We start from the raw sequence: 23,306 nt of genomic DNA, 5'->3' as shown, positions 1-23,306 counted from the left end.
CCGCAGTCATCTATCCCGGTTTGCCGGATGGCGGCTGCGCCTTATCCGGCCTACATGACTCCCGTGTAGGCCTTAAAGCTGCGCGCCATCAGGCACGTATTTTACGCGGATTTTTAGCGATCAGAACAGCAAAGATGCGGTGGAATCCAGCGCCGCGCGACGGCGTTTTTCAGCGCTCAGTTGCTCAAGCTTATTGCGATCCACATAAATCAGCGCGTGAGTCGGGCAGACTTCCATACAGGCAGGACCCGCTTCACGGTGGTGGCACAGGTCGCACTTGTTGGCTTCGGCTTTTTCTGCACGAACGTTCAGGCCCGCGCCGCTGTTACGCACAACCGGACGCACGACAACTTCCATTGCCCCATAAGGACACGCCACCACGCAGGTTTTACAGCCAATGCAGCGTTCCTGCATCACGTGGACAAAGCCTTTATCACGGCTGATTGCTCCGTTCGGACAGACGTTAGCGCACGGCGCGTCTTCACACTGGCGGCACAGCGTTGCCGTGGAGACGTTAACGCCTTTGATGACGTGAATGCGGGGTAAAAAGGTTTCAGGGGTCAGCGATGCGCAGTCCTGGTTATCCTGATGGGATACCACGCAGGCCACTTCACAGGTACGGCAACCAATGCATTTATTGGCGTCTGCAATGATGAAACGGTTCATCAATTTCTCCAGCAATGACAGATTATCTGCCGAAGCATTCACGAATCGTGCCAAATTTTAATATACTGTTATTAAAGGATTTTTATTTTGATGGATGTGAGAATGGTGTGTCATCGTCACTAGTGACGATGACAAATGACAGCCGTCAGCGCGAAACATACGGCGCAACAGAGTCGCGCTGAATGAGTTCCCCGATGAAGATTTTTGGCGGTGTAAATACTCCATCGCCCAGCATAAATATCAGGCGGCCGATCGTTTCCTGGATCATTTCCGTCACCGGAATTTTGACGCTGGAAAGCGCCGGAATAGTGTATGGCGCGATGGCGATATCATCGAAACCAATCACCGACACCTGGGCAGGCACGCGGATACCCTGCTCATGCAGCTGCTTCATCGCGCCTATCGCCATATCATCATTGCTGGCCACCAGCGCGGTAAAATTGACCTTGCGTGCAAGCAAGGTATCAACGCCCGCCGCACCGCAGGCTGGCGTCCATTTTCCTTTGACAATCAAATCATTATTTAGCGGAATGCCATGCGCAGCCAGCGCGTCTTTATAGCCTGAGAGTCGTTCCACGCCGGTAGGTGAATCCATCGAGCCGGTAATAAAACCAATCTCCTGGTGCCCGGCGGCAATCAACTGCGCAACGGCGTTAAAGCTGGTTTGTTTTTGATCGCACCAGACGCTGTGGCTACTGTTTTTACGCAGCTGTCGGTTAAGCACCATAATCGGCTGGGTGTGCGCGTCAATGATCTCGTCTATTTCATCCACGCTGAGAAAACGCGGATAAATCATAATCGCGTCACAGCGCAGGTCGAGTAAGTACTGGATCGCCTGACGCTCTTCCTCTGCGCTATGCTTACCATCAGCCAGCAACAACTGGCGCCCCTTATCCTCCGCCATCCGCGCGGTGTGAAACAGCAGCTCGCTGAAATAGACGCCATGATAAAGAGTGTTGGTCACCACCAGACCCAGCGTTTGCGAGGTCTTCGCTGCCAGACTGCGCGCCAGTAAATTAGGGCGGTAACCACTCTCTTCAATGGCCTGAAACACACGGTCTTTGGTTTCCTGGCTGACGTAACCGTTCCCGGAAAGCACCCGGGAAACCGTCGCTTTCGACACCCCGGCCCGCTTCGCCACTTCCAGCATAGTGGTCATAGTAGTCATCCCTTTTCTCTTAATGTGACGCAGTGTACTGCACCGTTTCGCCGCTGTCCTTGCTGCTAAAACGCGGCGCCTGACATCTGGTGATCATCATCACGATTATAAAAATAATAAAATTTAAATCTTGTTTAAAAATTATAAATTAAACATTCTTTTGTGGAACCGGTTTCCTATTTGAGTTTCATCAACTCAGAAACGCGACCTGCGCAAACGGATAAAAACATAACGTACCCTACTGATAAAACAGGATTAAATCCGATGTCCAAGAATTATGCAGCGCTGGCGCGCTCCGTTGTGACGGCTCTGGGAGGCGTCGACAACATCACAGCAGTGACTCACTGTATGACCCGTTTGCGTTTCGTTATCAAAGATGATGCGCAGGTCGATAGCGCGACACTGAAAACACTTCCTGGCGTGCTGGGCGTAGTACGTAACGATAATCAGTGTCAGGTGATCATCGGCAACACCGTTTCGCAGGCGTATCGCGAAGTTGTCAGCCTGCTACCTGCCAACATGCAGCCTGCTGAGCCGCAAACCAAACCCCGGCTGACGCTGAAACGGATTGGCGCGGGGATCCTCGATGCGCTGATCGGCACGATGTCACCGCTGATCCCGGCAATTATCGGTGGATCAATGCTCAAGTTGCTGGCAATGGTTCTGGAAATGACCGGCGTGCTGGTGAAAGGATCGTCCACCCTCACCATTCTGACCGTTATCGGCGACGGCGCATTTTTCTTCCTGCCGCTGATGGTCGCCGCTTCGGCAGCCATCAAATTCAAAACCAACATGTCGCTGGCAATTGCTATTGCGGGTGTGCTGGTCCATCCCAGCTTTATCGATCTGATGGCAAAAGCCGCGCAGGGTGAGCACGTTGAGTTCGCCCTGATCCCGGTGACGGCGGTGAAATATACCTACACAGTGATCCCGGCACTGGTCATGACCTGGTGTCTGTCATACATCGAACGTTGGGTGGATCGTATCACTCCGGCAGTGACCAAAAACTTCCTCAAACCGATGCTGATCGTGCTGATCGCCGCCCCGCTCGCGATCGTTTTAATCGGTCCGATTGGTATCTGGATCGGTAGCGCAATTTCAGCGCTGGTCTATACCATTCACGGCTATCTCGGCTGGCTGTCGGTCGCCATTATGGGCGCATTGTGGCCGCTGCTGGTGATGACGGGTATGCACCGCGTGTTTACGCCCACCATTATCCAGACCATTGCCGAAACCGGTAAAGAAGGCATGGTGATGCCGTCTGAAATCGGCGCCAATCTGTCGCTGGGTGGTTCATCGCTGGCGGTGGCATGGAAAACCAAAAACCCGGAACTGCGTCAGACGGCGTTAGCGGCCGCCGCGTCAGCCATCATGGCTGGCATTTCCGAACCCGCGCTGTACGGCGTGGCGATCCGTCTGAAACGCCCACTGATTGCGAGCCTAATCAGCGGGTTTATTTGCGGCGCCGTTGCCGGCATGGCTGGACTGGCGAGTCATTCCATGGCGGCCCCCGGTCTGTTCACCAGCGTCCAGTTTTTCGATCCGGCTAATCCGATGACCATTGTCTGGGTGTTTGGCGTGATGGCGCTGGCGGTCGTGCTTTCCTTTGTATTAACACTGATTCTCGGCTTTGAAGATATTCCTGTCGAAGATGCTGCCGCGCAGGCCAGAAAAAATCAGGCCGCACAACCGGGCAATGTCAATGGAGCCAGCATTTGACTGGCATGAACTGAGGTTAACTATGTCTGTTTTTCCGCAAGGATTTTTATGGGGCGGCGCGCTGGCCGCCAACCAGTCTGAAGGGGCATACCGGGAAGGCGGCAAAGGGCTGACCACCGTCGATATGATCCCCCACGGCGAACATCGGATGCCCGTTAAGCTGGGTCAGGAGAAGCGCTTTACGCTTCAGGATGACGAATTTTATCCCAGCCATCAGGCGATCGACTTTTATCATCGCTATAAAGAAGATATTGCGCTGATGGCGGAAATGGGGTTTACGGTTTTTCGCACCTCAATAGCCTGGAGTCGTCTCTACCCTAACGGCGACGAACTGGCGCCTAATGAAGAAGGTATCGCTTTTTACCGGGCCGTTTTTGCCGAGTGTAAAAAATACGGTATTGAGCCGTTAGTCACGCTATGTCACTTCGATGTGCCCATGCACCTGGTTACCGAGTACGGCTCCTGGCGGAACCGCAAAATGGTGGAGTTCTTTACCCGTTACGCCCGCACCTGCTTCGAGGCCTTTGACGGCCAAGTGAAGTACTGGCTGACGTTCAACGAAATCAACATCATGCTGCACAGCCCCTTTTCAGGCGCCGGGCTGGTGTTTGAAAAAGGTGAAAATCAGGATCAGGTGAAATATCAGTCCGCCCACCACGAACTGATTGCCAGTGCCCTGGCGACGAAAATCGCCCATGAAGTAAATCCGCAAAATCGGGTCGGCTGCATGCTGGCGGGCGGTAATTTTTATCCTTATTCCTGTAAACCAGAAGATGTGTGGACCGCGCTGGAAAAAGACCGCGAAAACCTGTTCTTTATTGATGTGCAGGCGCGTGGGGCTTATCCCGCCTACTCCGCCCGGGTGTTTCGTGAAAAAGGCGTGGCGATAGAAAAAGCCGCGGAAGATGACGACATCCTGAAGAACACCGTCGATTTTGTCTCGTTTAGCTATTACGCATCACGCTGCGCCTCCGCTGACATGAACACTGGCAACACCAGCGCTGCCAACGTAGTGAAATCACTGCGTAATCCGTACATTGCCGCCAGCGAATGGGGCTGGGGTATCGATCCGCTTGGCCTGCGCATCACCATGAATATGATGTATGACCGTTATCAGAAGCCGCTGTTTCTGGTGGAAAACGGACTGGGGGCGAAAGATGAAATCGATGCCAATGGCGAGATCAATGACGACTATCGCATTCGCTATCTACGCGAACACATCCGCGCCATGGCTGATGCCATTGAGGATGGTGTGCAGCTAATGGGTTACACCACCTGGGGCTGTATCGATCTGGTTTCCGCCTCAACCGGCGAGATGAGCAAGCGTTACGGTTTTGTGTATGTAGACAGGGACGATGCGGGCCACGGCACGCTGGCGCGTACCCGAAAAAAATCATTCTGGTGGTACAAAAAAGTGATCGCCAGTAACGGGGCCGATCTGGCGTAACCGCTCAGCCGGAGGAGTCTGTAATCCTCCGGCTGAATCGCTTATTTTCATTTCATGAATTGCATTCCAAATGTGGAATCTTCCTTCCAGTTTCCGGTTTGCCCTTGCGCATTTTTACTGGCATTTTATTCAGTAGTTTTTGCTCTTATCCGTTCACCACAAGGAAGCGTTCATGTCTGATGAAAATGGCACAACAGCAGTGGCTATCACCAAACCCGTACGTCGTTTGAAAGTGGGTTATGTCAGAAAACGCCATGAAGATCGTAACACGGGTTTCACGCTCCGTATCAGTCGGCATGCCTCGCTAACGCTGAACGGCGACTGGCTGGAACAAGCGGGATTCCCTACCGGGACGGCAGTGAATGTTTCGGTGATGCAGGGGAAATTAATTATTGAGCAGGCAACGGAAGAACAGAGAGTGTGAGGCTCAAAACAGGCCGGATGCCACGGGCATCCGGCGCTGGTAAGGTTAGTCTTCTGGCGCTTCTAACCCGGAAAATCCACCGTGGCCTTCCCACCCGGCTAATCGTTGATAGACTGTCTCGACCGCATCTTTGATCGGCTGCGTCATCGGGTAATAAAAACCGACAATATCCGGCTGAATACCGAGGAAGATCACCTCGCCAACATCCTCTTTTAGCTGATCGACCAGATAGTTCAGCGGCATGTTGTGGGTGGTCATCATGAACATTTCGGCAATATCATCAGGGTCGATAATGCGGATTTCACCAGGGTTTAACCCCATGTCGGTGGCATCCACAATCAACAGACGCTGCGGGCGCAGTTCACGGATCGCGACGATATCGTTTTCCGGCGCGCTGCCGCCGTCGATGACAACCCAGTTGCCCTGAGGATTGGCAGCGCACATTTCCGCCAGTAGCGGACCCGCGCCGTCATCGCCCATCATGCTGTTGCCGACACAGAGTAAAACGTCAGTCACGGTGTCTCCTCACCATCAAATAGATGGCGCTTTCCTGGTGAATATCATGCAGCATGCTGAGCATCAGCTTGCTCCACTCCTGCTGCTGCGGAGTCTGAACGGCGCGCGCATCATCAAACGCGCGAGCCAGCATTTGCACATGGTTGAAATCGATGACGATCTCGCCATACTTCGGCACGCCTTCCATTTTCCGGCGGGCTTCGCTTCCTTCGGCAAGCGTGGCAATCCATGCCAGATATTCATCCCACGGACAGGTTAACGCCGCTTCCAGGCAATCGATGATCCCAAGGTGGTGACCAATCGCCAGGCTGTAATAGACAACCTGCTGCGCCTCTGCGGGCGTCGCATCGTTCTCATCAATAAACTTACGGCTCAGTTGACTGAACACCACCGTTTCACTCATCGGATACGCGCCTCTTCGACTACATGGTTAAGATACGTGACGATTTCGGTCAGACGCGGATCGTTTTCCGCTTCCAGCCAGCGCGCCACCTGATGTTCACCCTGCCCTAACTGCGTCATATAGTCATCAGCAATCTGACGGCCGTAGCGATAACCCGCCAAACGGCGAGCTTCACGGTCCACCTTGACGCGCAGCGGCTGAACCATATCCGGATGCAGAATTTCAGCGGGCTGTTCGTCCAGTTCACCTGGCGCACGCGCATGAATTTTCTGTTCCAGCAGACCCAGCGCCATCGCAAAACCGTACAGCGTTGCCGCAGGCGTCGGCGGACAGCCAGGAATATACACGTCCACCGGTACGATTTTATCCGTGCCGCCCCATACGCAGTATAAGTCGTGGAAGATACCGCCGCTGTTGCCACAGGCGCCGTAAGAGATACAAATTTTCGGATCCGGCGCAGACTGCCAGGCGCGCAGCGCCGGAGAACGCATCGCGCGAGTTACCGCGCCGGTAAACAGCAGGATATCCGCATGGCGCGGCGACGGTACCACTTTGATACCAAAGCGTTCGGCATCAAACAGCGGAGAGAGCGTGGCGAAAATTTCGATTTCGCAGCCGTTGCAGCCGCCGCAGTCCACACGATAAACATATGCTGAACGCTTGATGCTTTTCAGCAGCGATGCTTTCATGCTGGCAATGGATTCATCCACCGTCATCGGTACCGGAATACCGTTGGCGTCACGTGGGCCTAATAAATTGCTCATCAGCTGGCCTCTTTCATATGGCGAGTCAGTTCAATACGGTCAGACGGCACCAGACATTTCTGGCGCTTACAATCCGGGCAGGTCTCAAAGCTTTCACGGTGGTTTTCCGCGCGGCTGTCACCGTTATGCTTGAGCAGCGCAATGGCGTAATCAATCTCTTTTTGTACCGCGAACGGGCGGTTACAGACGCGGCAGTTACACAGCGAAAAGCGAGACTGCTGCAGGAAATCTTCTTTCTTCCATACCGCCAGCTCATATTCCTGCGACAGCTTGATCGCCGCCGTCGGGCAAACTTCTTCGCAGCGGGCGCAGAAGATGCAGCGACCGAGGTTGAACTGCCAGGCCAGCTCATTGGTAGCCAGATCGGTTTCGACCGTTAGCGCGTTAGACGGACACGCATTAACGCAGGCCGCGCAGCCAATGCACTGCTGCGGATTGTGCTCTGGTTTGCCGCGGAAGTTTTTATCGACCGCAATCGGCTCCAGCGGATACGACGACGTCGGCGCCCCGGTTTTGATGACTTTTTTGATAAAGGTAAACATGGCGATTCCTTATTTCAGCGGCGAGTTTTTACGCTCGATGCTGTAGCGCTCAAGTTCTTTGTACGGCACGACTTTGCTCTTCTTCTTACGCACATCGACCACGGTCATACGGTCGGTACAGGAGTAGCAAGGATCGAGGCTACCGATAATCAGCGGAGCATCGGAAACAGTGTTGCCACGCAGCATGTAACGTAGCGTTGGCCAGTTGGCGTAGGTTGCCGCACGGCAGCGCCAGCGATACAGTTTCTGGTTATCGCCGGTCATGCTCCAGTGGATGTCATCCCCGCGCGGCGCTTCGGCAAAGCCCAGCGCGAAGCGGTGAGGAATATAGGTAAAGCCTTCCACCGCCAGCGGGCCGCCCGGCAGGTTGTCCAGACCAAAGTCGATCATGTTCAGTGCGGTATAGACTTCATTGATACGGACTTTAAGACGAGAAATAACATCGCAACCCTGCTCACTGTGCACTTCCATCGGCAGCAGGCCATAGCCCACAAACGGGTGATCGGCACGGGTATCACGCGCATGACCGCTGGCGCGAACCATCGGACCGACGTTACTAAAGTCGCGAGCGATTTCTGGATCCAAACGACCAATACCCACGGTACGCTGTTCCATGTTCGGCGTGCTGAGCAGCATATCGACCAGTTCCTGCACCTCACGACGCATCTGCTGCGCCAGTTGACGGGTCTGGATCATATCGTCTTTCAGCAGGTCACGACGGATACCGCCGATCAGGTTCATACCGTAAGTTTTACGCGCCCCGGTGAGGATCTCCGCCATCTTCATCGACGTTTCACGCACGCGGAAGAACTGCATAAAGCCGGAGTCAAAACCGGTGAAGTGACAGGCCAGGCCGAGATTCAGCAGATGCGAGTGCAAGCGTTCCACTTCCAGCAGAATGGCGCGGATCATCTGTGCGCGTTCCGGCACTACGATACCCATCGCATTCTCTACGGAGGTGGTATAGGCGGTGCTGTGGGCAAAACCGCAGATGCCGCACACGCGGTCCGACAGGAACGTCACTTCGTTGTAACCCATACGGGTTTCCGCCAGTTTCTCCATGCCGCGGTGGACATAGAACAGACGGTAGTCGGCGTCGATGATGTTCTCGCCGTCAACAAACAGACGGAAGTGACCGGGCTCATCGGAGGTCACGTGCAGCGGGCCAATCGGCACCACGTTATTTTTCTTGTCGCCCAGTTCGTTGATGAACTCGTAGGTTTCAGCATCGGTAGTCGGCGCCGGGCGCTGACGATAATCCATACTGTCTTTACGCAGCGGATACAGCTCGTCCGGCCAATCATCCGGCAGCACCAGACGACGTTCATCCGGCAAACCGACCGGGATCAAACCGTACATGTCGCGCACTTCACGCTCGCCCCAGACGGCAGCCGGAACGCGTGGCGTCACGGATGGGAATTCCAGCTTATTGGCATCCACTTCAACGCGGACGGTGATCCAGCACTTGGTGCCCTGCTCCATCGACATCACGTAATAAACGGCGTAATGGCCGCACAGCTGACGTTCGTCGTTACCAAACAGCACAGACAACCAGCCGCCCTGTTTGTAGTACAGGAACTCAACCACTTCCGGCAGGTAGTTCACCTTGACGGTGATAGTCAGCTGATCTTTAGTCTGCCAGGCTTCATCCAGCACCACACCCGGAAAGGCCTGGTGCAGAGCGGCGAGATAGTGTTGACCTAATTTTTCTTCAGACATGCTCAAACTCTCTTAAATCACGCCACCAGCAAGGAGACGAACGCTAAAAACGCAAACCCAAAACCGGCCCAGGTCACGCGTGAAGTGGCGCAAAAACGCAGACGCGCCATGCTGTTTTCGAACAAGGCGATGACCAGCACGCCGAGGACCAGCTTGACGACGGCAATCACCAGCGCCAGCAGCAACCCACCCGCGGTGAAGGTTTCCATCTGTCCCCACGGCAGGAACACGCCGACGAACATTTGCAGAACGACCAATTGCTTGAGGCTAATGCCCCACTTCAGCACCGCAAAACCGCTGCCGCTGTATTCGGTCAATGGACCTTCCTGCAACTCCTGCTCTGCTTCCGCCAGATCGAACGGCAGTTTGCCCATTTCGATAAAGGTGGCGAAAGCACTGGCGCACAGCGCCAGAATCAGCGGGATGCTGCGCGCAGCAGGCCAGTGATAAACGGTATCGGCGATATTGCTGATATGCGTTGAACCCGCAACCTGCGCCGCTACCCACAGCCCCAGCAGCAGGATAGGTTCAACCAGCACGCCGAGCATCGCTTCACGGCTGGCGCCAATAGCGGTAAACGGACTACCGGTATCCAGACCCGCGATAGAGAAAAAGAAACGGGCGATGGCGAACAGGTAAATTAAGGTGATCAGATCGCCCAATTGCGGCAGCGGCGAGCCAACGGTCACGACCGGTAACGCGGTGGCAATAGTCAGCATCACGCCCACCATCACAAACGGCGTCAGGCGGAAAACCCAGCTGGAATCCGCAGGCGCAATGCTCTGACGGCCCAGCAGTTTGATAATGTCGCGGTATTCCTGCAAAACGCCCGGACCGCGACGATTATGCAATCGCGCACGCGCCACGCGGGTCACACCGGACAGCAGCGGCGCAACGGCAAACAGCACCAGCGCCTGAATTAACGGATATAAAACACTCATTTTCAGGCTCCTCGTGAAACCACAATCACCACCAGCACCGCCAGCTCAATCAACGCCAGGCGACGAAACAGTACCGGGGCGGCCGCATTCTGCCAGCCCGGAACCAGTGATACCGGGTTCAGCCATTTACGCAGTTTGAGTACCGGGGCAAAGGCTTCTTTCACCGGCATGGCAAAACCGTGTGCGGTAATAACCATTGACTGCTCGTGATCGTAGCCACACACCCATGCCGCACCGCGTGAACGCGACGGAAGACGGTTGCCTTTGAAAATTGCCATGATGATGAACGGCAGCAGCGGACACGCGATCAGCAGCAGCGTGATCATTGGCTGAGAAACGGTGGTGTTCGCCGTTTCCAGCGGCAGTGGAACAGCAGAGGAAATCATCGGCAGCAGCCACGGCGCAGCAACGCCGCCAATCACGCAGCAGATAGCCAGCGCAACCACGCTCACGCCCATCAGGATTGGCGCGCAGCAGGCATTTTCAGCTTCCTTCGTGCGCGGCGCGCCAAGGAACGTAACGCCATACACTTTCGCCATACACATCACCGCAAGCGCGCCAGTAATCGCCAGTCCTACCGCCAGCAACGGCCCTAACAGACGACCGACAAACGCGCCGCTGTTACCCAGTTTAAAGAAGGACTGATAGATGACCCACTCACCGGCAAAACCGTTCAGCGGCGGCAGTGCGGCCATCGCCATCAGGCCAACCAGCATCGCCAGAGAGATAACTGGCATACGTTTACCGATACCACCCAACTTCTCGATATCACGATGACCGGTACGGAACCAGATACTGCCAGCACCGAGGAACAGAACGCTTTTGAACAGGCTGTGGTTGACCAGATGATACAGACCACCGGTCAAACCCAACGCAATCAGCGCCGGTTGATTCAGCGCAATCCCGGTTACGCCTGCGCCCAACCCCAGCAGAATAATGCCGATGTTTTCCAGCGTGTGGTACGCCAGCAGACGCTGGATGTTATGTTCCATTAACGCATACAGACCGCCGACAAATGCGGTGATCATGCCCAGCACCAACAGCGTAATGCCCCACCACAGCGGCGCGTTACCGCCCAGCAGAGACAAGGAAAGAATACCCAGCAGACCGACCTTCATGACCACGGTAGAAAACAGTGCCGCAGCCGGCGCGCTGGCGTTGGCGTGTGCCTGCGGCACCCAACCGTGCAGGGGGATAATCCCGGCCAGCAGGCCAAAACCCGCCACGCCCAACAGCCAGATGTCAGACCCAAGCGGCAGCTCCTGGGTGCGCAGGTCAAGCAGGCGCAGCTCCAGCGTGCCGTAACGTTGCCACACCAGGTAGCAAGCAATCGCCAGCAGCAACGTGCCGATACGCCCCAGCGCAAACCACAGTTTGCCCTCTTTACTGCAACCGGTCAGGAACACCGCGCACAGCGCCATGATTTCCGCCATCACCACCAGCGTACCGAGGTTGCTGGCAACCACCGCACATACCGCTGCGGCCATCAGCAGATTCACCAGCAGGCCGTTGGCTTTCACCTGTGGATGGCGATGCCAGTCAATGTTGTACAGGCTGACAAACAGACCACACAGGCCCAGGGTAATCAGCCAGATAGCGTTCAGCGGCGTGACTTGCAGACTATGGCCGATAAACGGCATCACGCCGCTAATCGCAACGGCGCGGGTCAGTACAAGAAACCCCGCAGCCGCCGTACACAAACTGCCAACCGCGCCGCCAACCCCTGCAATCCAGCCGCTCAGCGGTTTATGAAATGAAAACAGAAATGCCAGAACCGCAGCCGCTGTAAACCAGGCCACGCCGCTGTTAATCAGTGAAATTGCGCTCATTTTGCATCTCCACTTTGAGCCTGCTGAAACAAGGTGAGATCGCCGAAGTCGGTATTGAAAGTCAGCTCACGTTTACGTTTGCTGGCGCGGGCGATATCCATGTTGCTCACCAGATGCAGGGCTTTGGTCGGGCACATGCGTACGCAGGCCGGACCTTGCTCGTCAAAACTACACAGATCGCATTTCACCGCGATGGCACGAACGCCCGGAACCCAGTCCAGCAGCGTGCTTACGCGAGCTGGGGCTGGCGGAGCCGGAGGCGCTTTTGATGTATTGGCGTTTGCCGGGATATGCAGCGGACGGCTACCGGAAAACTCAATAGCACCGAACGGACAGGCGATCCCGCACAGTTTGCAGCTTACGCACAGGCTTTCATTCAGCTGTACGGCGCCATCAACGCGATTAATCGCATTAACCGGACAAACGGTAGCGCATGGCGCATCTTCACACTGGTGGCAAAGCTGCGGCGCGGATTCTTTTTCATTTAACATCACTTTCAGGCGCGGCATTGACTGCAGGCCATGCTGGCGATGTGTCTCTGAGCAGGCGGCTTCACAGGTGTGGCAGCCGATACAAAGAGTGGAGTCAGCAATTACAAAACGATTCACCAGGCATTCCTCAGGTGATAGTCATTTTTGACGAAAACATGTCAGGCAAATGTCATTTCGACATTTTTCGACATGCCCATTCCCTAAACTGTCGTGACGCAGTATTAAAGCCGCATCATGACAAACGTGGGCAGCACCCGAGGCTTAAGCCGGGCTATGTCCCTCAACCAGTTGGCTTAAATTCACCGGCATATTGTTTTCAACCGCCGTATACAGGCTGTCATAGACGCTGGCGATTTTTTCGAGATAGTGCTCCAGCACCTGATCGCGATCGCGGTTGCTGATACGCTCATCAACTTTACCGTCGATGGTCAACTGTGCCTGTGCAATCAGTTGTTTATCATCACCCTCTTTCGTTTCGACGTAATACTCGATGGTGTGACTGTTAAAGCCATCCGCCAGCGTGACGTAGATAACGAAGTGTTCAAAAAGGACAAAGCACAGATCTTTGTCCGGCGCGCAGCTCATCGCATGATGCAAACGCGCTTTCGACAGGGTGATCCCCTGAACCAGCGAGTTGCAGTAAATACGCCACTGGTCCTGTAGGCGACGATGCCGTTCAGCGATGTAATCGGCTTTTTCGCTTATTTCCCAAATAGTCATGTCAGGTTACCCGTTTAGCAGAGATGAACAGCCTTAAGCACATTTCATGCCAAAATTAATTTCCTTTAGTTTCATAAACATAAAAAATCAAAGGCGGGTGACGATGTGTCATTTCGTCATCGTCGTCATTGTCACGAATGAAAAAATTCAACCTGGCATGTTTATTGCTTTTAATACGACAACTTCACAGGAGGCGGTATGCACGAAATAACCCTCTGCCAACGGGCACTGGAATTGATTGAACAACAGGCCACGCAACACGGAGCAAAGCGAGTAACTGGGGTCTGGCTCAAAATTGGCGCATTTTCTTGCGTAGAAACCAGCGCTCTCGCCTTTTGTTTTGATCTGGTATGCCGTGGGACCCTTGCAGAAGGTTGTAAACTCCACCTCGAAGAACAAGAAGCGGAATGTTGGTGCGAATCTTGTCAGCAATATGTCACGTTACTGACGCAACGCGTGCGTCGGTGTCCGCAATGCAACAGCGATACGCTGAGAATTGTGGCCGATGACGGTCTACAGATTCGACGAATTGAAATAGGCGACGCCGAAGACTAATTCCGGTGGCACCTGCCAGGCCGGAGAAGACGCTTGCGTCGCCATCCGGCAAAAAAGCCTGTAACAAGAAAGAGATCAGGAGTGAGCGATGTGTACGACATGTGGTTGCGCTGAAGGCAACCTTTATATAGAGGGTGATGAGCATAATCCCCACTCGGCGTTTCGCAGCGCGCCATTTGCCCCGGCGGCTCGCCCGGCGCTGAATATTACCGGTGTGAAAACCTCTAATTTCGCACCGAGCCAGACCGCAGAAGGCGACCTTCACTACGGTCATGGCGAGGCGGGTACCCATGCGCCAGGCATGAGCCAGCGCCGTATGCTGGAAGTCGAAATTGACGTGCTGGACAAAAATAACCGTCTGGCCGAACGTAACCGCGCCCGTTTTGCCGCTCGTCAGCATCTGGTATTAAACCTCGTATCAAGCCCGGGCTCTGGTAAAACGACGCTGCTGACCGAAACGCTGATCAAGCTGAAAGACAGCGTACCGTGCGCCGTGATTGAAGGCGACCAACAGACGGTCAACGATGCCGCCCGTATTCGCGCCACCGGCACCCCAGCCATCCAGGTCAACACTGGTAAAGGTTGCCACCTTGACGCGCAAATGATTGCTGACGCCGCGCCGCGTTTGCCGCTTGATGACAACGGCATTCTGTTTATTGAAAACGTCGGTAACCTGGTCTGCCCAGCCAGCTTCGACCTCGGCGAACGTCATAAAGTGGCGGTGCTGTCCGTCACCGAAGGCGAAGATAAGCCGCTAAAATATCCGCATATGTTTGCCGCCGCATCGCTGATGCTGCTCAATAAAGTGGATCTGCTGCCGTACCTCAATTTTGATGTTGAAAAGTGCATCGCCAGCGCCCGGGAAGTGAACCCGGACATTGAGATCATCCTGATTTCCGCCACCAGCGGCGAAGGGATGGACCAATGGCTCTCCTGGCTGGAGACACAGCGATGTGCATAGGTGTTCCGGGTCAAATCCGCACCATTGATGGCAACCAGGCCAAAGTCGACGTTTGCGGTATTCAGCGCGACGTCGACCTGACGCTGGTCGGTAGCTGTGATGAAAATGGTCAGCCGCGTCTGGGTCAGTGGGTACTGGTCCACGTCGGCTTTGCGATGAGCATCATTAATGAAGCAGAAGCGCGCGACACGCTCGACGCACTGCAAAACATGTTTGACGTTGAGCCGGATGTCGGCGCGTTGCTGTACGGCGAGGAAAAATAAATGCGTTTTGTTGACGAATACCGCGCACCAGAACAGGTGATGCAGTTGATAGAGCACCTGCGTGAACGTGCCGCTCTCCTCCCCTACACCGCCGAACGACCGCTGCGCATCATGGAAGTTTGTGGTGGTCATACCCACGCTATTTTCAAATTCGGGCTCGACCAGTTGCTGCCCGAAAACGTGGAGTTCATTCACGGCCCTGGCTGCCCGGTTTGCGTTCTGCCGATGGGCAGGATCGACAGCTGTGTTGAAATCGCCAGCCATCCGGAAGTGATTTTCTGCACCTTTGGCGACGCCATGCGCGTGCCGGGAAAACAAGGCTCACTACTACAGGCCAAAGCGCGCGGCGCGGATATCCGCATCGTCTATTCGCCGATGGATGCGCTGAAGCTGGCGCAGGAAAACCCGACGCGTAAGGTTGTGTTCTTTGGTCTGGGTTTTGAAACCACCATGCCGACCACCGCCATTACCCTGCAGCAGGCCAAACAACGCGATGTGCAGAACTTTTACTTTTTCTGTCAGCACATTACGCTTATCCCCACGCTGCGCAGCCTGCTGGAACAGCCGGACAACGGCATCGATGCCTTTTTAGCACCGGGGCATGTCAGCATGGTGATTGGCACCGACGCCTATAATTTCATTGCCTCAGATTTCCATCGTCCGTTAGTGGTCGCCGGCTTTGAGCCGCTCGACCTGCTGCAAGGCGTGGTGATGCTGGTTGAACAGAAAATCGCCGCCCATAGCCAGGTCGAAAACCAGTACCGCCGCGTAGTACCGGATGCCGGTAACGCCTTAGCGCAACAGGCCATCGCTGAGGTATTTTGCGTCAACGGCGACAGCGAATGGCGCGGTCTGGGCGTGATCGAATCGTCTGGCGTTCACCTGACGCCGGACTATCAACGTTTTGATGCCGAAGCGCATTTTCAGCCAGCGCCACAGCAGGTATATGACGATCCACGCGCGCGTTGTGGAGAGGTGTTGACCGGCAGATGTAAACCGCATCAGTGTCCATTATTTGGCAAAACCTGTAACCCGGAGACCGCGTTTGGCGCACTGATGGTCTCCTCAGAAGGCGCATGTGCCGCCTGGTATCAGTATCGTCAGCAGGAGTGTGAAGCATGAACAGCGTACAACTCGCCCACGGTAGCGGCGGTCAGGCTATGCAGCAGTTGATCAACAGTCTGTTTATGGAGGCTTTTGCTAATCCGTGGCTGGCGGAACAGGAAGATCAGGCGCGTCTGGAACTGGCGCAACTGGTTGCAGAGGGCGATCGTCTGGCGTTCTCTACCGACAGCTACGTTATCGACCCGTTGTTCTTCCCCGGTGGCAATATCGGCAAGCTGGCTATCTGCGGTACGGCGAACGATGTCGCCGTCAGCGGCGCTATTCCGCGTTATCTCTCCTGCGGGTTTATCCTTGAAGAAGGTCTGCCGATGGAGACGCTGAAAACCGTCGTCACCAGCATGGCGGCAACCGCACGCGAAGCGGGCATCGCCATCGTGACCGGTGATACCAAAGTCGTGCAGCGTGGCGCCGCAGATAAGTTGTTCATCAACACCGCCGGTATGGGGGCGATCCCCGCCAACATTCACTGGGGTGCGCAAACTCTCGGCCCTGGCGATGTATTGCTGGTTAGCGGTACGCTTGGCGATCATGGCGCAACCATTCTTAACCTGCGCGAGCAATTGGGTCTTGATGGCGAACTGGTCAGCGACTGTGCGGTGTTAACGCCGCTCATTCAGACGATACGTGATATACCCGGCGTGAAGGCGCTGCGTGACGCCACCCGTGGCGGCGTGAATGCGGTGACGCATGAGTTTGCCGCATCATGTGGATTTGGTATTGAGCTGTCTGAAGCGGCCCTGCCCGTGAAGCCTGCGGTGCGTGGCGTTTGCGAACTGCTGGGCCTCGATGCGCTCAACTTTGCCAACGAAGGCAAACTGGTGATTGCCGTTGAGCGTCAGGCTGCTGAAAGCGTGCTTGCCGCGCTGCACGCGCATCCGTTAGGACGCGATGCGGCAATGATTGGTGAAGTGGTTGAACGTAAAGGCGTACGTCTTGCCGGACTGTATGGCGTGAAACGAACCCTCGATTTACCACACGCTGAACCATTACCTCGTATATGCTAGCAGCCAGTTGGCAGCATACTGTAGGCCGGATAAGACGCATTTGCGTCACTATCCGGCATTAACGCTGCATTATCGCCTGATGGCGCTTTGCTTATCAGGCCTACGGATTGCGTGACCAGCGAGTTTGCGGTCAGCCATCCGGCAATAATTTACGACTTATACCTATAATTCATTTACCGTTTTCGCACCGTTTTGCGGTGCTTTCCCTGGAAAAGCAATATGTCGTATACACCGATGAGTGACCTCGGACAGCAAGGACTGTTCGATATTACTCGTACATTATTACAGCAGCCCGATCTTCAGTCTCTCAGCGAGGCGCTTACACAGCTGGCCAAGCGTTCCGGACTGGCCGACTGCGCGGCTATTGTCTTATGGCAGGCACAAACGCAACGTGCGCGTTATTTTGCGACGCGCGAAAATAGTAAACCTATCGATTATGAAGACGAAACGGTGCTGGCGCATGGGCCGGTACGCCGTATTCTGTCGCGCCCCGACGCGCTGCACTGCAACTATCATGAGTTCACGGAAACCTGGCCGCAGCTGGCATCCGGCGGATTATATTCTGAATTTGGTCACTACTGTCTGCTGCCGCTGGCGGCGGATGGGCGCATCTTTGGCGGTTGCGAATTCATTCGCAATGAAGACCGGCCATGGAGCGAAAAAGAGTACAATCGGCTCCAGACCTTCACCCAGATTGTCGGTGTCGTGGCTGAACAAATTCAAAGCAGAGTCAGCAATAACGTCGATTACGATCTGCTGTGCCGTGAGCGTGACAACTTTCGCATTCTGGTCGCCATCACCAATGCGGTGCTTTCCCGACTGGACATAGACGAACTGGTCAGCGAAGTCGCTAAAGAGATCCACCATTATTTCGACATCGATGCTATCAGCATCGTGTTACGCAGCAGTCGCAAAAATAAGCTGAGCATCTACTCCACCCACTATCTGGATGAACATCACCCGGCGCATGAACAGAGCGAAGTGGACGAAGCAGGCACGCTCTCTGAGCGGGTCTTCAAAAGCAAAGAGATGCTGCTGATTAACCTGAGCGAACGCGACGCCCTTGCTCCTTATGAACGGATGCTGTTCGAGACCTGGGGCAACCAGCTACAAACGCTGTGCCTGCTGCCGTTGATGTCCGGTAATAACATGCTTGGCGTACTGAAGCTGGCGCAGTGCGAAGAGAAAGTCTTCACCACCGCCAACCTCAAACTGTTGCGCCAGATTGCCGAGCGTGTGGCGATTGCCGTGGATAACGCCCTCGCCTACCAGGAAATTCACCGTCTGAAAGAACGTCTGGTCGATGAAAACCTGGCGCTGACCGAGCAGCTCAACAACGTTGACAGCGAGTTCGGCGAAATCATTGGCCGCAGCGAAGCAATGTACAGTGTGCTCAAACAGGTCGAGATGGTGGCGCAAAGCGACAGCACCGTATTGATTCTCGGCGAGACCGGGACAGGCAAAGAGCTGATCGCCAGAGCGATTCATAACCTGAGCGGCCGTAACGCCCGCCGGATGGTAAAAATGAACTGCGCGGCAATGCCTGCCGGATTGCTGGAGAGCGATCTGTTTGGTCATGAGCGCGGCGCGTTTACCGGGGCCAGCACGCAACGTATTGGGCGTTTCGAACTGGCGGACAAAAGCTCACTGTTCCTTGATGAAGTGGGCGATATGCCGCTTGAGCTTCAGCCGAAGCTATTGCGCGTTTTACAGGAACAGGAGTTTGAGCGTCTGGGCAGCAATAAGCTGATCCAGACCGATGTCCGTTTGATCGCCGCCACCAACCGCGATCTGAAAAAGATGGTCGCCGATCGCGAGTTTCGCAACGATCTTTACTATCGGCTGAACGTCTTCCCGATCCATCTGCCGCCGCTGCGTGAACGCCCGGAAGATATTCCGCTGCTGGTAAAAGCCTTCACCTTTAAAATTGCCCGTCGGATGGGGCGCAATATCGACAGTATACCCGCCGAAGCTCTGCGTACGCTGAGCAGTATGGAATGGCCGGGTAACGTGCGTGAACTGGAAAATGTGGTAGAACGCGCAGTACTGCTCACAAGAGGCAATGTACTGCAACTGTCTCTGCCGGATGTCGTCGCTTTGTCGCCTTCCACGCCGCCGGTGGCGACCGAAGTCGCACAAGATGGCGAAGATGAATACCAGCTGATCATGCGCGTGCTGAAAGAGACTAACGGCGTGGTTGCCGGTCCCAAAGGCGCGGCGCAACGACTGGGACTGAAGCGCACGACGTTACTGTCACGCATGAAGCGCCTGGGTATTGATAAGGATGCGCTGGTTTAACGGTTCACCCGATGGCGCTTTGCTTATCGGGTCTACCCACTGGTGTATTTGTAGGCCGGATAAGGCGCAGCCGCCATCCGGCATAGAATTGTTACTTACTTCTTCCGCTGGTACTTCTCGGGCAATTCCGGGACGGGACGTTTGTCATCAATCAGATGACGTACGGTCAGGATCGGATGACGCCAGAGCATTCTTGGTCCAGCCCAACGCATAATCTGCTTCATCTCTTCACGTTTGGCGGGTTGATAACAGTGTACCGGGCACTGTTTGCAGGCCGGTTTTTCCTCACCAAATACGCATTTATCGAGGCGCTTTTGCGCATAGGCAAACAATGCATCGTAATGCCCCGGCTCGTCTACAGCCTGCGGACACTGGCTCTCGTACAGCGAGATCATTCTCTGGATCGTCATTTTTTCTCGTGCAATACGTTTGCCGGACATGGTGCCCCCCCTATTAAGTTGCATAAATAATACACCTTAATAGTGAAGGCAACCATGACCTGCGAACAATTCCCTGAGAGAATAGTTAAATTGCCCTGCGTTTATAAGGACGGTAGTGCGGTAGCCAAAAGTTATCTTTAATGCTTCGCAACAGCGCATCGTCGCTCATTTTTTCCGCCACACCTGACTGCTGCGCCGCCTTGCCGACCTCAAACGCAATGTTGCGAGTCACATCGCATATTGTTCCAATCTCTGGTAACAGCGCGCCTTCACCGTCACGCACCAGCGGAGAAGCTTCCGCCAGCGCACGGCTTGCCGCCATCAACATTGCCTCTGTTATCCGCGTCGCGCCGCTGGCGATAGCCCCCAGACCGATCGCCGGGAAAACATACACGTTATTACACTGTGAAACAGGAATGACACGTCCATACATCTCTACCGGCTCGCATGGGCTACCGGTTGCGATAATGGCCTGTCCCTCGGTCCAGTGAAGAATATCTTCTGGCCGTGCTTCCATTTTTGAGGTGGGATTCGACAATGGCATCACGACAGGACGATCGCAGTATTGGTACATCGTACTGATCACCTCCTGCGAGAACAATCCAGCCTGACCCGAAACTCCCAACATTACCGCGGGTTTGGCATTACGGATCACTTCCAGAAGTGACGGCGCCAGCCCCTCATACTGCCAGTCAGAAATTTCCTCGGGTGACTGCGCCAACGGTTGCTGGAAATCAGCTAAGGCATTATTGCTGGTCATTACCAGACCGTCGCGGTCGACCATAAAAATGGTCCGTCGGGCTTCGGCCTGCCCCATGCCTTCTGACATACGACAAGCAACAATATGCCGGGCGATCCCACATCCCGCAGCCCCCGCCCCAACAATCACGATGGATTGCTGATGAAAGTCCCGGCCGCTGCCACGGCAGGCTGCGAGTATGGTTGCCAGAGCCACCGATGCCGTGCCCTGGATATCATCATTAAAACAGCACAGTTCATCGCGATAACGTTCAAGCAAAGGCACGGCCGTATGCTGGGCGAAATCTTCAAACTGCAGTAGAACATTGGGCCAGCGCCGTTTTACGGCAGCAATAAACATTCCAATAAACGCGAAGTAATCTTCACCGGTTACGCGCGGATGACGCCAGCCGATATAGCGCGGATCGTCCAGCAGTCGCGTATTGTTCGTGCCGACATCCAGTAGAATGGGTAACGTATTGGCCGGATTAACCCCGCCACAAACGGTATAGAGCGAAAGTTTTCCGATAGGAATTCCCATACCGCCAACCCCCTGGTCGCCCAATCCCAGAATACGCTCGCCATCGGTGACGACGATGACCTTGATATCGTGACGTGGAATATCATGCAATATATCGTCAATACGTTCGCGATCGGGCCAGGAAATAAAGACGCCACGCGCACGACGATATATCCAGGAGAATTTTTCACAGGCGGCCCCAACCACTGGGGTATAAACGATTGGCAGCATCTCTGGCAGATACTTTTTCAGCAGGTAATAAAATAACGTTTCGTTGGTATCCTGAATATTACGCAGATAAATATGCCGTGCGTTATGGGATTCTGCTTCGATATACTGTTGATAAGCTCGCTCGGCTTGTTCATCAATATTTTCAATGGCGCATGGCAGTAAACCGCCAAGGTTAAAGTCATGCCTTTCTTGCTGCGTGAAGCTGCTGCCCTTGTTTAATAACGGAGACTCAAGCAGTAACTTTCCCGTAAACGGGACGTATAAAACATCGTTTGTCACGTTGTCATCCATAAATTGCAACCAGATAAAAAATAAGAGCCTGTGTTACCAGGCTCTCGGTATTCAAATCAGGACATAGTTGGCTATCAGCATCGCTGCGATACCTGCCAGCGCAGGAAGCAGGGTTCTTCTGACAATCATAAATGGTGAACATTCACCCGCTTTACTCACCGCAATAATGATGCCAGCCACTGGAGACATCGAGCGCCCCATACCCGCCATCAGCTGCATAGGGAGGATCATATTGACGGCGCTTTCACCAAATTTTGCCGCAATTGAAGGAGCCAGTCCGGAGAAAGAGAAAAAGGCCGCAACGCCGGATCCGGTCAGCACAGCGGTGATCCCGACCAGGGCGGTCATCACAAGCGTCATACTGGTAAAGCCCAAACCGGCGTTTTGTACGGACTGCAACAGATAATCTACAGCACCAATTTTCTGCAGTCCCTGAGCATAAATATCCGCACATACCAGCAAAGAAACGATGCTGGTAAACATACTGCCCATGCCTTTGAAAAAGACCTGTATCCCTTTACAGCAGCTTTTGAAATCACGCGTGGTCGCCAGTTCGAAGAAAAAGGCAACAACTGCGCCAAGAATCATCGCAGTCACCACATCAATTTTGATAGATTTGATCACCAGCGGGCTAAAGACCAACACCAGTACCACCGGCAGAACCGGCAACAGCGCGTAAATAGCAGGAACTTTACGCCCTTCTTCTTCAGCCTCAACCACGCTTTGCGCGCCGGGTACGAAGCCATCTTTTTTGTCGAAATACTTCGCGGTGAAGTAAATCACCACCGCCACAGCCAGCATCACCACTACCGCCACCGGCATCTGATAATGGGCAAAGTAGATAGCACTTTCCATACCGGCATGCTTCGCCGCCAGATTGGCCGTACCTACCGCGGGTCCTAAGTCCATAAACGCGCACAAACCAATCATCGCGGCCGCGGAGGCTTTACTCACCCCAAGGCGAACCAGGACCGGGAAGAATGTCACCAGCAGCAGCATCGCCAAGCCTGCCGCACTTGAAATTGCCACATGCAGAAGCTGCGCACAGATATACCCCAACGCAAGGATTAAGTAAGGCGCTTTAATCACCTGCAGCGGCCGAATACACATATTGACCATCGCATTCGACGCTTTAATATGATCCATATAGCTGGCAAATCCACCCGCAGCCATAATGATAAGACCAATACCTGCAATTTGTGTGGTAAGCGATTCTTTTGCAAAGCTAAAGATATCCAGCCAGGTTGACCCCGTGGATTTTGCTTTATCATACAGAATACTGTTTTCTGGATAAAACAGTACGGTAATGGTCAATAATGCCAGTCCAGCGAGTAATAAAACAGTTTGCGGCTGATAATTTTTCACAATTAACCATGCAGCAATAACTGTTATCACTATTGCTATAATAAACGCCGTCATAATAACAATTCCTATGCCATATAAATCGGGTAGGGTTACCTGTCACATCATCATAACTTATGTAGGATAGTAAAGAATCACCCCTATATATAAGCAGCTATAATATGTACATAAAATTATC

Annotated in this window: 23 protein-coding genes; 9 read left to right on the top strand and 14 right to left on the bottom strand. The window is 54.2% G+C overall.

The window, feature by feature from the left end:
- Nucleotides 1-120: 120 nt before the first annotated feature.
- Both hydN and FDW96_RS06005 read right to left on the bottom strand, forming a co-directional pair.
- The gene (gene hydN / locus FDW96_RS06010) at nt 121-666 is read right to left on the bottom strand and encodes an electron transport protein HydN (RefSeq protein ID WP_003037366.1); all 546 of its coding nucleotides are present in this window, start codon (nt 664-666) and stop codon (nt 121-123) included.
- A gap of 145 nt (nt 667-811) precedes the next feature.
- On the bottom strand, nt 812-1,825 hold the full coding sequence (locus tag FDW96_RS06005; RefSeq protein ID WP_079226091.1) for a LacI family DNA-binding transcriptional regulator: 1,014 nt from the start codon (nt 1,823-1,825) through the stop codon (nt 812-814).
- 264 nt (nt 1,826-2,089) lie between these two features.
- Between FDW96_RS06005 and ascF the strand changes: the two genes are divergently transcribed.
- The 3 genes from ascF to FDW96_RS05990 all read left to right on the top strand — a co-directional run bounded on the left by ascF (nt 2,090) and on the right by FDW96_RS05990 (nt 5,415).
- A complete protein-coding gene (gene ascF / locus FDW96_RS06000) occupies nt 2,090-3,544 on the top strand; it encodes a PTS cellobiose/arbutin/salicin transporter subunit IIBC (RefSeq protein WP_137365353.1) in 1,455 nt (484 codons plus the stop codon).
- Between the two features lie 22 nt (nt 3,545-3,566).
- Nucleotides 3,567-4,991, top strand: a complete 1,425-nt coding sequence (locus FDW96_RS05995; protein WP_137365352.1) for a 6-phospho-beta-glucosidase — start codon at nt 3,567-3,569, stop codon at nt 4,989-4,991.
- Between the two features lie 172 nt (nt 4,992-5,163).
- Nucleotides 5,164-5,415 carry a SymE family type I addiction module toxin gene (locus tag FDW96_RS05990; RefSeq protein ID WP_042310574.1) on the top strand — a complete coding sequence of 84 codons (252 nt, stop codon included), beginning with the start codon at nt 5,164-5,166 and terminating at the stop codon, nt 5,413-5,415.
- Nucleotides 5,416-5,460: 45 nt separating this feature from the next.
- Here FDW96_RS05990 and hycI read toward each other — a convergent pair whose 3' ends face one another.
- The 9 genes from hycI to hycA all read right to left on the bottom strand — a co-directional run bounded on the left by hycI (nt 5,461) and on the right by hycA (nt 13,340).
- Nucleotides 5,461-5,931, bottom strand: coding sequence for a hydrogenase maturation peptidase HycI (gene hycI / locus FDW96_RS05985; protein WP_137365351.1), 471 nt, complete (start codon nt 5,929-5,931; stop codon nt 5,461-5,463).
- On the bottom strand, nt 5,924-6,334 hold the full coding sequence (locus FDW96_RS05980) for a formate hydrogenlyase maturation HycH family protein (RefSeq protein ID WP_003037385.1): 411 nt from the start codon (nt 6,332-6,334) through the stop codon (nt 5,924-5,926). The genes hycI and FDW96_RS05980 overlap by 8 nt, the downstream gene beginning before the upstream one ends.
- Nucleotides 6,331-7,098 (bottom strand): formate hydrogenlyase subunit HycG, encoded by a 768-nt coding sequence (gene hycG / locus FDW96_RS05975; protein WP_079226087.1) that lies wholly within the window; start codon nt 7,096-7,098, stop codon nt 6,331-6,333. The genes FDW96_RS05980 and hycG overlap by 4 nt, the downstream gene beginning before the upstream one ends.
- On the bottom strand, nt 7,098-7,640 hold the full coding sequence (gene hycF, locus FDW96_RS05970) for a formate hydrogenlyase subunit HycF (protein WP_061382331.1): 543 nt from the start codon (nt 7,638-7,640) through the stop codon (nt 7,098-7,100). Before hycF ends, hycG begins: the two co-directional genes overlap by 1 nt.
- Before the next feature lie 9 nt (nt 7,641-7,649).
- Nucleotides 7,650-9,359 carry a formate hydrogenlyase subunit HycE gene (hycE, locus tag FDW96_RS05965; RefSeq protein WP_006687169.1) on the bottom strand — a complete coding sequence of 570 codons (1,710 nt, stop codon included), beginning with the start codon at nt 9,357-9,359 and terminating at the stop codon, nt 7,650-7,652.
- A 17-nt stretch (nt 9,360-9,376) separates the two neighbouring features.
- Nucleotides 9,377-10,300, bottom strand: a complete 924-nt coding sequence (locus FDW96_RS05960; RefSeq protein ID WP_137365350.1) for a respiratory chain complex I subunit 1 family protein — start codon at nt 10,298-10,300, stop codon at nt 9,377-9,379.
- 2 nt (nt 10,301-10,302) lie between these two features.
- Nucleotides 10,303-12,129, bottom strand: a complete 1,827-nt coding sequence (gene hycC, locus FDW96_RS05955) for a formate hydrogenlyase subunit 3 (RefSeq protein WP_137365349.1) — start codon at nt 12,127-12,129, stop codon at nt 10,303-10,305.
- Nucleotides 12,126-12,737 carry a formate hydrogenlyase subunit HycB gene (gene hycB / locus FDW96_RS05950; protein ID WP_032940517.1) on the bottom strand — a complete coding sequence of 204 codons (612 nt, stop codon included), beginning with the start codon at nt 12,735-12,737 and terminating at the stop codon, nt 12,126-12,128. Before hycB ends, hycC begins: the two co-directional genes overlap by 4 nt.
- Before the next feature lie 144 nt (nt 12,738-12,881).
- Nucleotides 12,882-13,340 (bottom strand): formate hydrogenlyase regulator HycA, encoded by a 459-nt coding sequence (gene hycA, locus FDW96_RS05945; RefSeq protein ID WP_042310585.1) that lies wholly within the window; start codon nt 13,338-13,340, stop codon nt 12,882-12,884.
- Nucleotides 13,341-13,538: 198 nt separating this feature from the next.
- Between hycA and hypA the strand changes: the two genes are divergently transcribed.
- The 6 genes from hypA (at nt 13,539) to flhA (ending at nt 19,546) form a co-directional block, all read left to right on the top strand.
- The gene (gene hypA / locus FDW96_RS05940) at nt 13,539-13,895 is read left to right on the top strand and encodes a hydrogenase maturation nickel metallochaperone HypA (RefSeq protein WP_042310587.1); all 357 of its coding nucleotides are present in this window, start codon (nt 13,539-13,541) and stop codon (nt 13,893-13,895) included.
- 88 nt (nt 13,896-13,983) lie between these two features.
- Nucleotides 13,984-14,856, top strand: coding sequence for a hydrogenase nickel incorporation protein HypB (hypB, locus tag FDW96_RS05935; RefSeq protein WP_038633101.1), 873 nt, complete (start codon nt 13,984-13,986; stop codon nt 14,854-14,856).
- On the top strand, nt 14,847-15,119 hold the full coding sequence (gene hypC, locus FDW96_RS05930) for a hydrogenase 3 maturation protein HypC (protein ID WP_038633103.1): 273 nt from the start codon (nt 14,847-14,849) through the stop codon (nt 15,117-15,119). The genes hypB and hypC overlap by 10 nt, the downstream gene beginning before the upstream one ends.
- Nucleotides 15,120-16,241 carry a hydrogenase formation protein HypD gene (gene hypD, locus FDW96_RS05925; protein ID WP_042310593.1) on the top strand — a complete coding sequence of 374 codons (1,122 nt, stop codon included), beginning with the start codon at nt 15,120-15,122 and terminating at the stop codon, nt 16,239-16,241.
- Nucleotides 16,238-17,248: a hydrogenase maturation carbamoyl dehydratase HypE gene (hypE, locus tag FDW96_RS05920; protein WP_061382333.1), complete on the top strand. Its 1,011-nt coding sequence runs from the start codon at nt 16,238-16,240 to the stop codon at nt 17,246-17,248. The genes hypD and hypE overlap by 4 nt, the downstream gene beginning before the upstream one ends.
- Nucleotides 17,249-17,467: 219 nt before the next feature.
- Nucleotides 17,468-19,546, top strand: a complete 2,079-nt coding sequence (flhA, locus tag FDW96_RS05915; protein ID WP_061382334.1) for a formate hydrogenlyase transcriptional activator FlhA — start codon at nt 17,468-17,470, stop codon at nt 19,544-19,546.
- 95 nt (nt 19,547-19,641) lie between these two features.
- On the opposite strand, the gene FDW96_RS05910 is transcribed toward flhA, so the two are convergent.
- From FDW96_RS05910 to dcuC, 3 genes are all read right to left on the bottom strand, one after another.
- Nucleotides 19,642-19,986 (bottom strand): nitrous oxide-stimulated promoter family protein, encoded by a 345-nt coding sequence (locus FDW96_RS05910; protein WP_042311148.1) that lies wholly within the window; start codon nt 19,984-19,986, stop codon nt 19,642-19,644.
- An 85-nt stretch (nt 19,987-20,071) separates the two neighbouring features.
- Complete coding sequence (locus FDW96_RS05905) at nt 20,072-21,766, bottom strand: NAD-dependent malic enzyme (RefSeq protein ID WP_042310600.1); 1,695 nt, start codon at nt 21,764-21,766, stop codon at nt 20,072-20,074.
- 51 nt (nt 21,767-21,817) lie between these two features.
- Complete coding sequence (dcuC, locus tag FDW96_RS05900; RefSeq protein ID WP_042310602.1) at nt 21,818-23,185, bottom strand: C4-dicarboxylate transporter DcuC; 1,368 nt, start codon at nt 23,183-23,185, stop codon at nt 21,818-21,820.
- Nucleotides 23,186-23,306 lie beyond the last annotated feature (121 nt).

The sequence above is a fragment of the Citrobacter sp. TBCS-15 genome (genome assembly GCF_005280815.1).
GTDB lineage: Bacteria > Pseudomonadota > Gammaproteobacteria > Enterobacterales > Enterobacteriaceae > Citrobacter > Citrobacter werkmanii.
This window is presented reverse-complemented; position numbering and strand designations above follow the sequence as displayed.

Excerpts from the sequence above, each read along its gene's own strand:
- FDW96_RS06005 (WP_079226091.1), bottom strand. The coding sequence starts at position 1,825 with ATGACCACTATGCTGGAAGTGGCGAAGCGGGCCGGGGTGTCGAAAGCG.
- hycC (WP_137365349.1), bottom strand. The coding sequence starts at position 12,129 with ATGAGCGCAATTTCACTGATTAACAGCGGCGTGGCCTGGTTTACAGCG.
- ascF (WP_137365353.1), top strand. The coding sequence starts at position 2,090 with ATGTCCAAGAATTATGCAGCGCTGGCGCGCTCCGTTGTGACGGCTCTG.
- hycG (WP_079226087.1), bottom strand. The coding sequence starts at position 7,098 with ATGAGCAATTTATTAGGCCCACGTGACGCCAACGGTATTCCGGTACCG.
- FDW96_RS05960 (WP_137365350.1), bottom strand. The coding sequence starts at position 10,300 with ATGAGTGTTTTATATCCGTTAATTCAGGCGCTGGTGCTGTTTGCCGTT.
- hypB (WP_038633101.1), top strand. The coding sequence starts at position 13,984 with ATGTGTACGACATGTGGTTGCGCTGAAGGCAACCTTTATATAGAGGGT.
- hydN (WP_003037366.1), bottom strand. The coding sequence starts at position 666 with ATGAACCGTTTCATCATTGCAGACGCCAATAAATGCATTGGTTGCCGT.
- hypE (WP_061382333.1), top strand. The coding sequence starts at position 16,238 with ATGAACAGCGTACAACTCGCCCACGGTAGCGGCGGTCAGGCTATGCAG.
- dcuC (WP_042310602.1), bottom strand. The coding sequence starts at position 23,185 with ATGACGGCGTTTATTATAGCAATAGTGATAACAGTTATTGCTGCATGG.
- hycE (WP_006687169.1), bottom strand. The coding sequence starts at position 9,359 with ATGTCTGAAGAAAAATTAGGTCAACACTATCTCGCCGCTCTGCACCAG.
- FDW96_RS05905 (WP_042310600.1), bottom strand. The coding sequence starts at position 21,766 with ATGGATGACAACGTGACAAACGATGTTTTATACGTCCCGTTTACGGGA.
- FDW96_RS05910 (WP_042311148.1), bottom strand. The coding sequence starts at position 19,986 with ATGTCCGGCAAACGTATTGCACGAGAAAAAATGACGATCCAGAGAATG.
- hypA (WP_042310587.1), top strand. The coding sequence starts at position 13,539 with ATGCACGAAATAACCCTCTGCCAACGGGCACTGGAATTGATTGAACAA.
- FDW96_RS05980 (WP_003037385.1), bottom strand. The coding sequence starts at position 6,334 with ATGAGTGAAACGGTGGTGTTCAGTCAACTGAGCCGTAAGTTTATTGAT.
- hypC (WP_038633103.1), top strand. The coding sequence starts at position 14,847 with ATGTGCATAGGTGTTCCGGGTCAAATCCGCACCATTGATGGCAACCAG.
- hypD (WP_042310593.1), top strand. The coding sequence starts at position 15,120 with ATGCGTTTTGTTGACGAATACCGCGCACCAGAACAGGTGATGCAGTTG.
- FDW96_RS05990 (WP_042310574.1), top strand. The coding sequence starts at position 5,164 with ATGTCTGATGAAAATGGCACAACAGCAGTGGCTATCACCAAACCCGTA.
- FDW96_RS05995 (WP_137365352.1), top strand. The coding sequence starts at position 3,567 with ATGTCTGTTTTTCCGCAAGGATTTTTATGGGGCGGCGCGCTGGCCGCC.
- hycA (WP_042310585.1), bottom strand. The coding sequence starts at position 13,340 with ATGACTATTTGGGAAATAAGCGAAAAAGCCGATTACATCGCTGAACGG.
- flhA (WP_061382334.1), top strand. The coding sequence starts at position 17,468 with ATGTCGTATACACCGATGAGTGACCTCGGACAGCAAGGACTGTTCGAT.
- hycF (WP_061382331.1), bottom strand. The coding sequence starts at position 7,640 with ATGTTTACCTTTATCAAAAAAGTCATCAAAACCGGGGCGCCGACGTCG.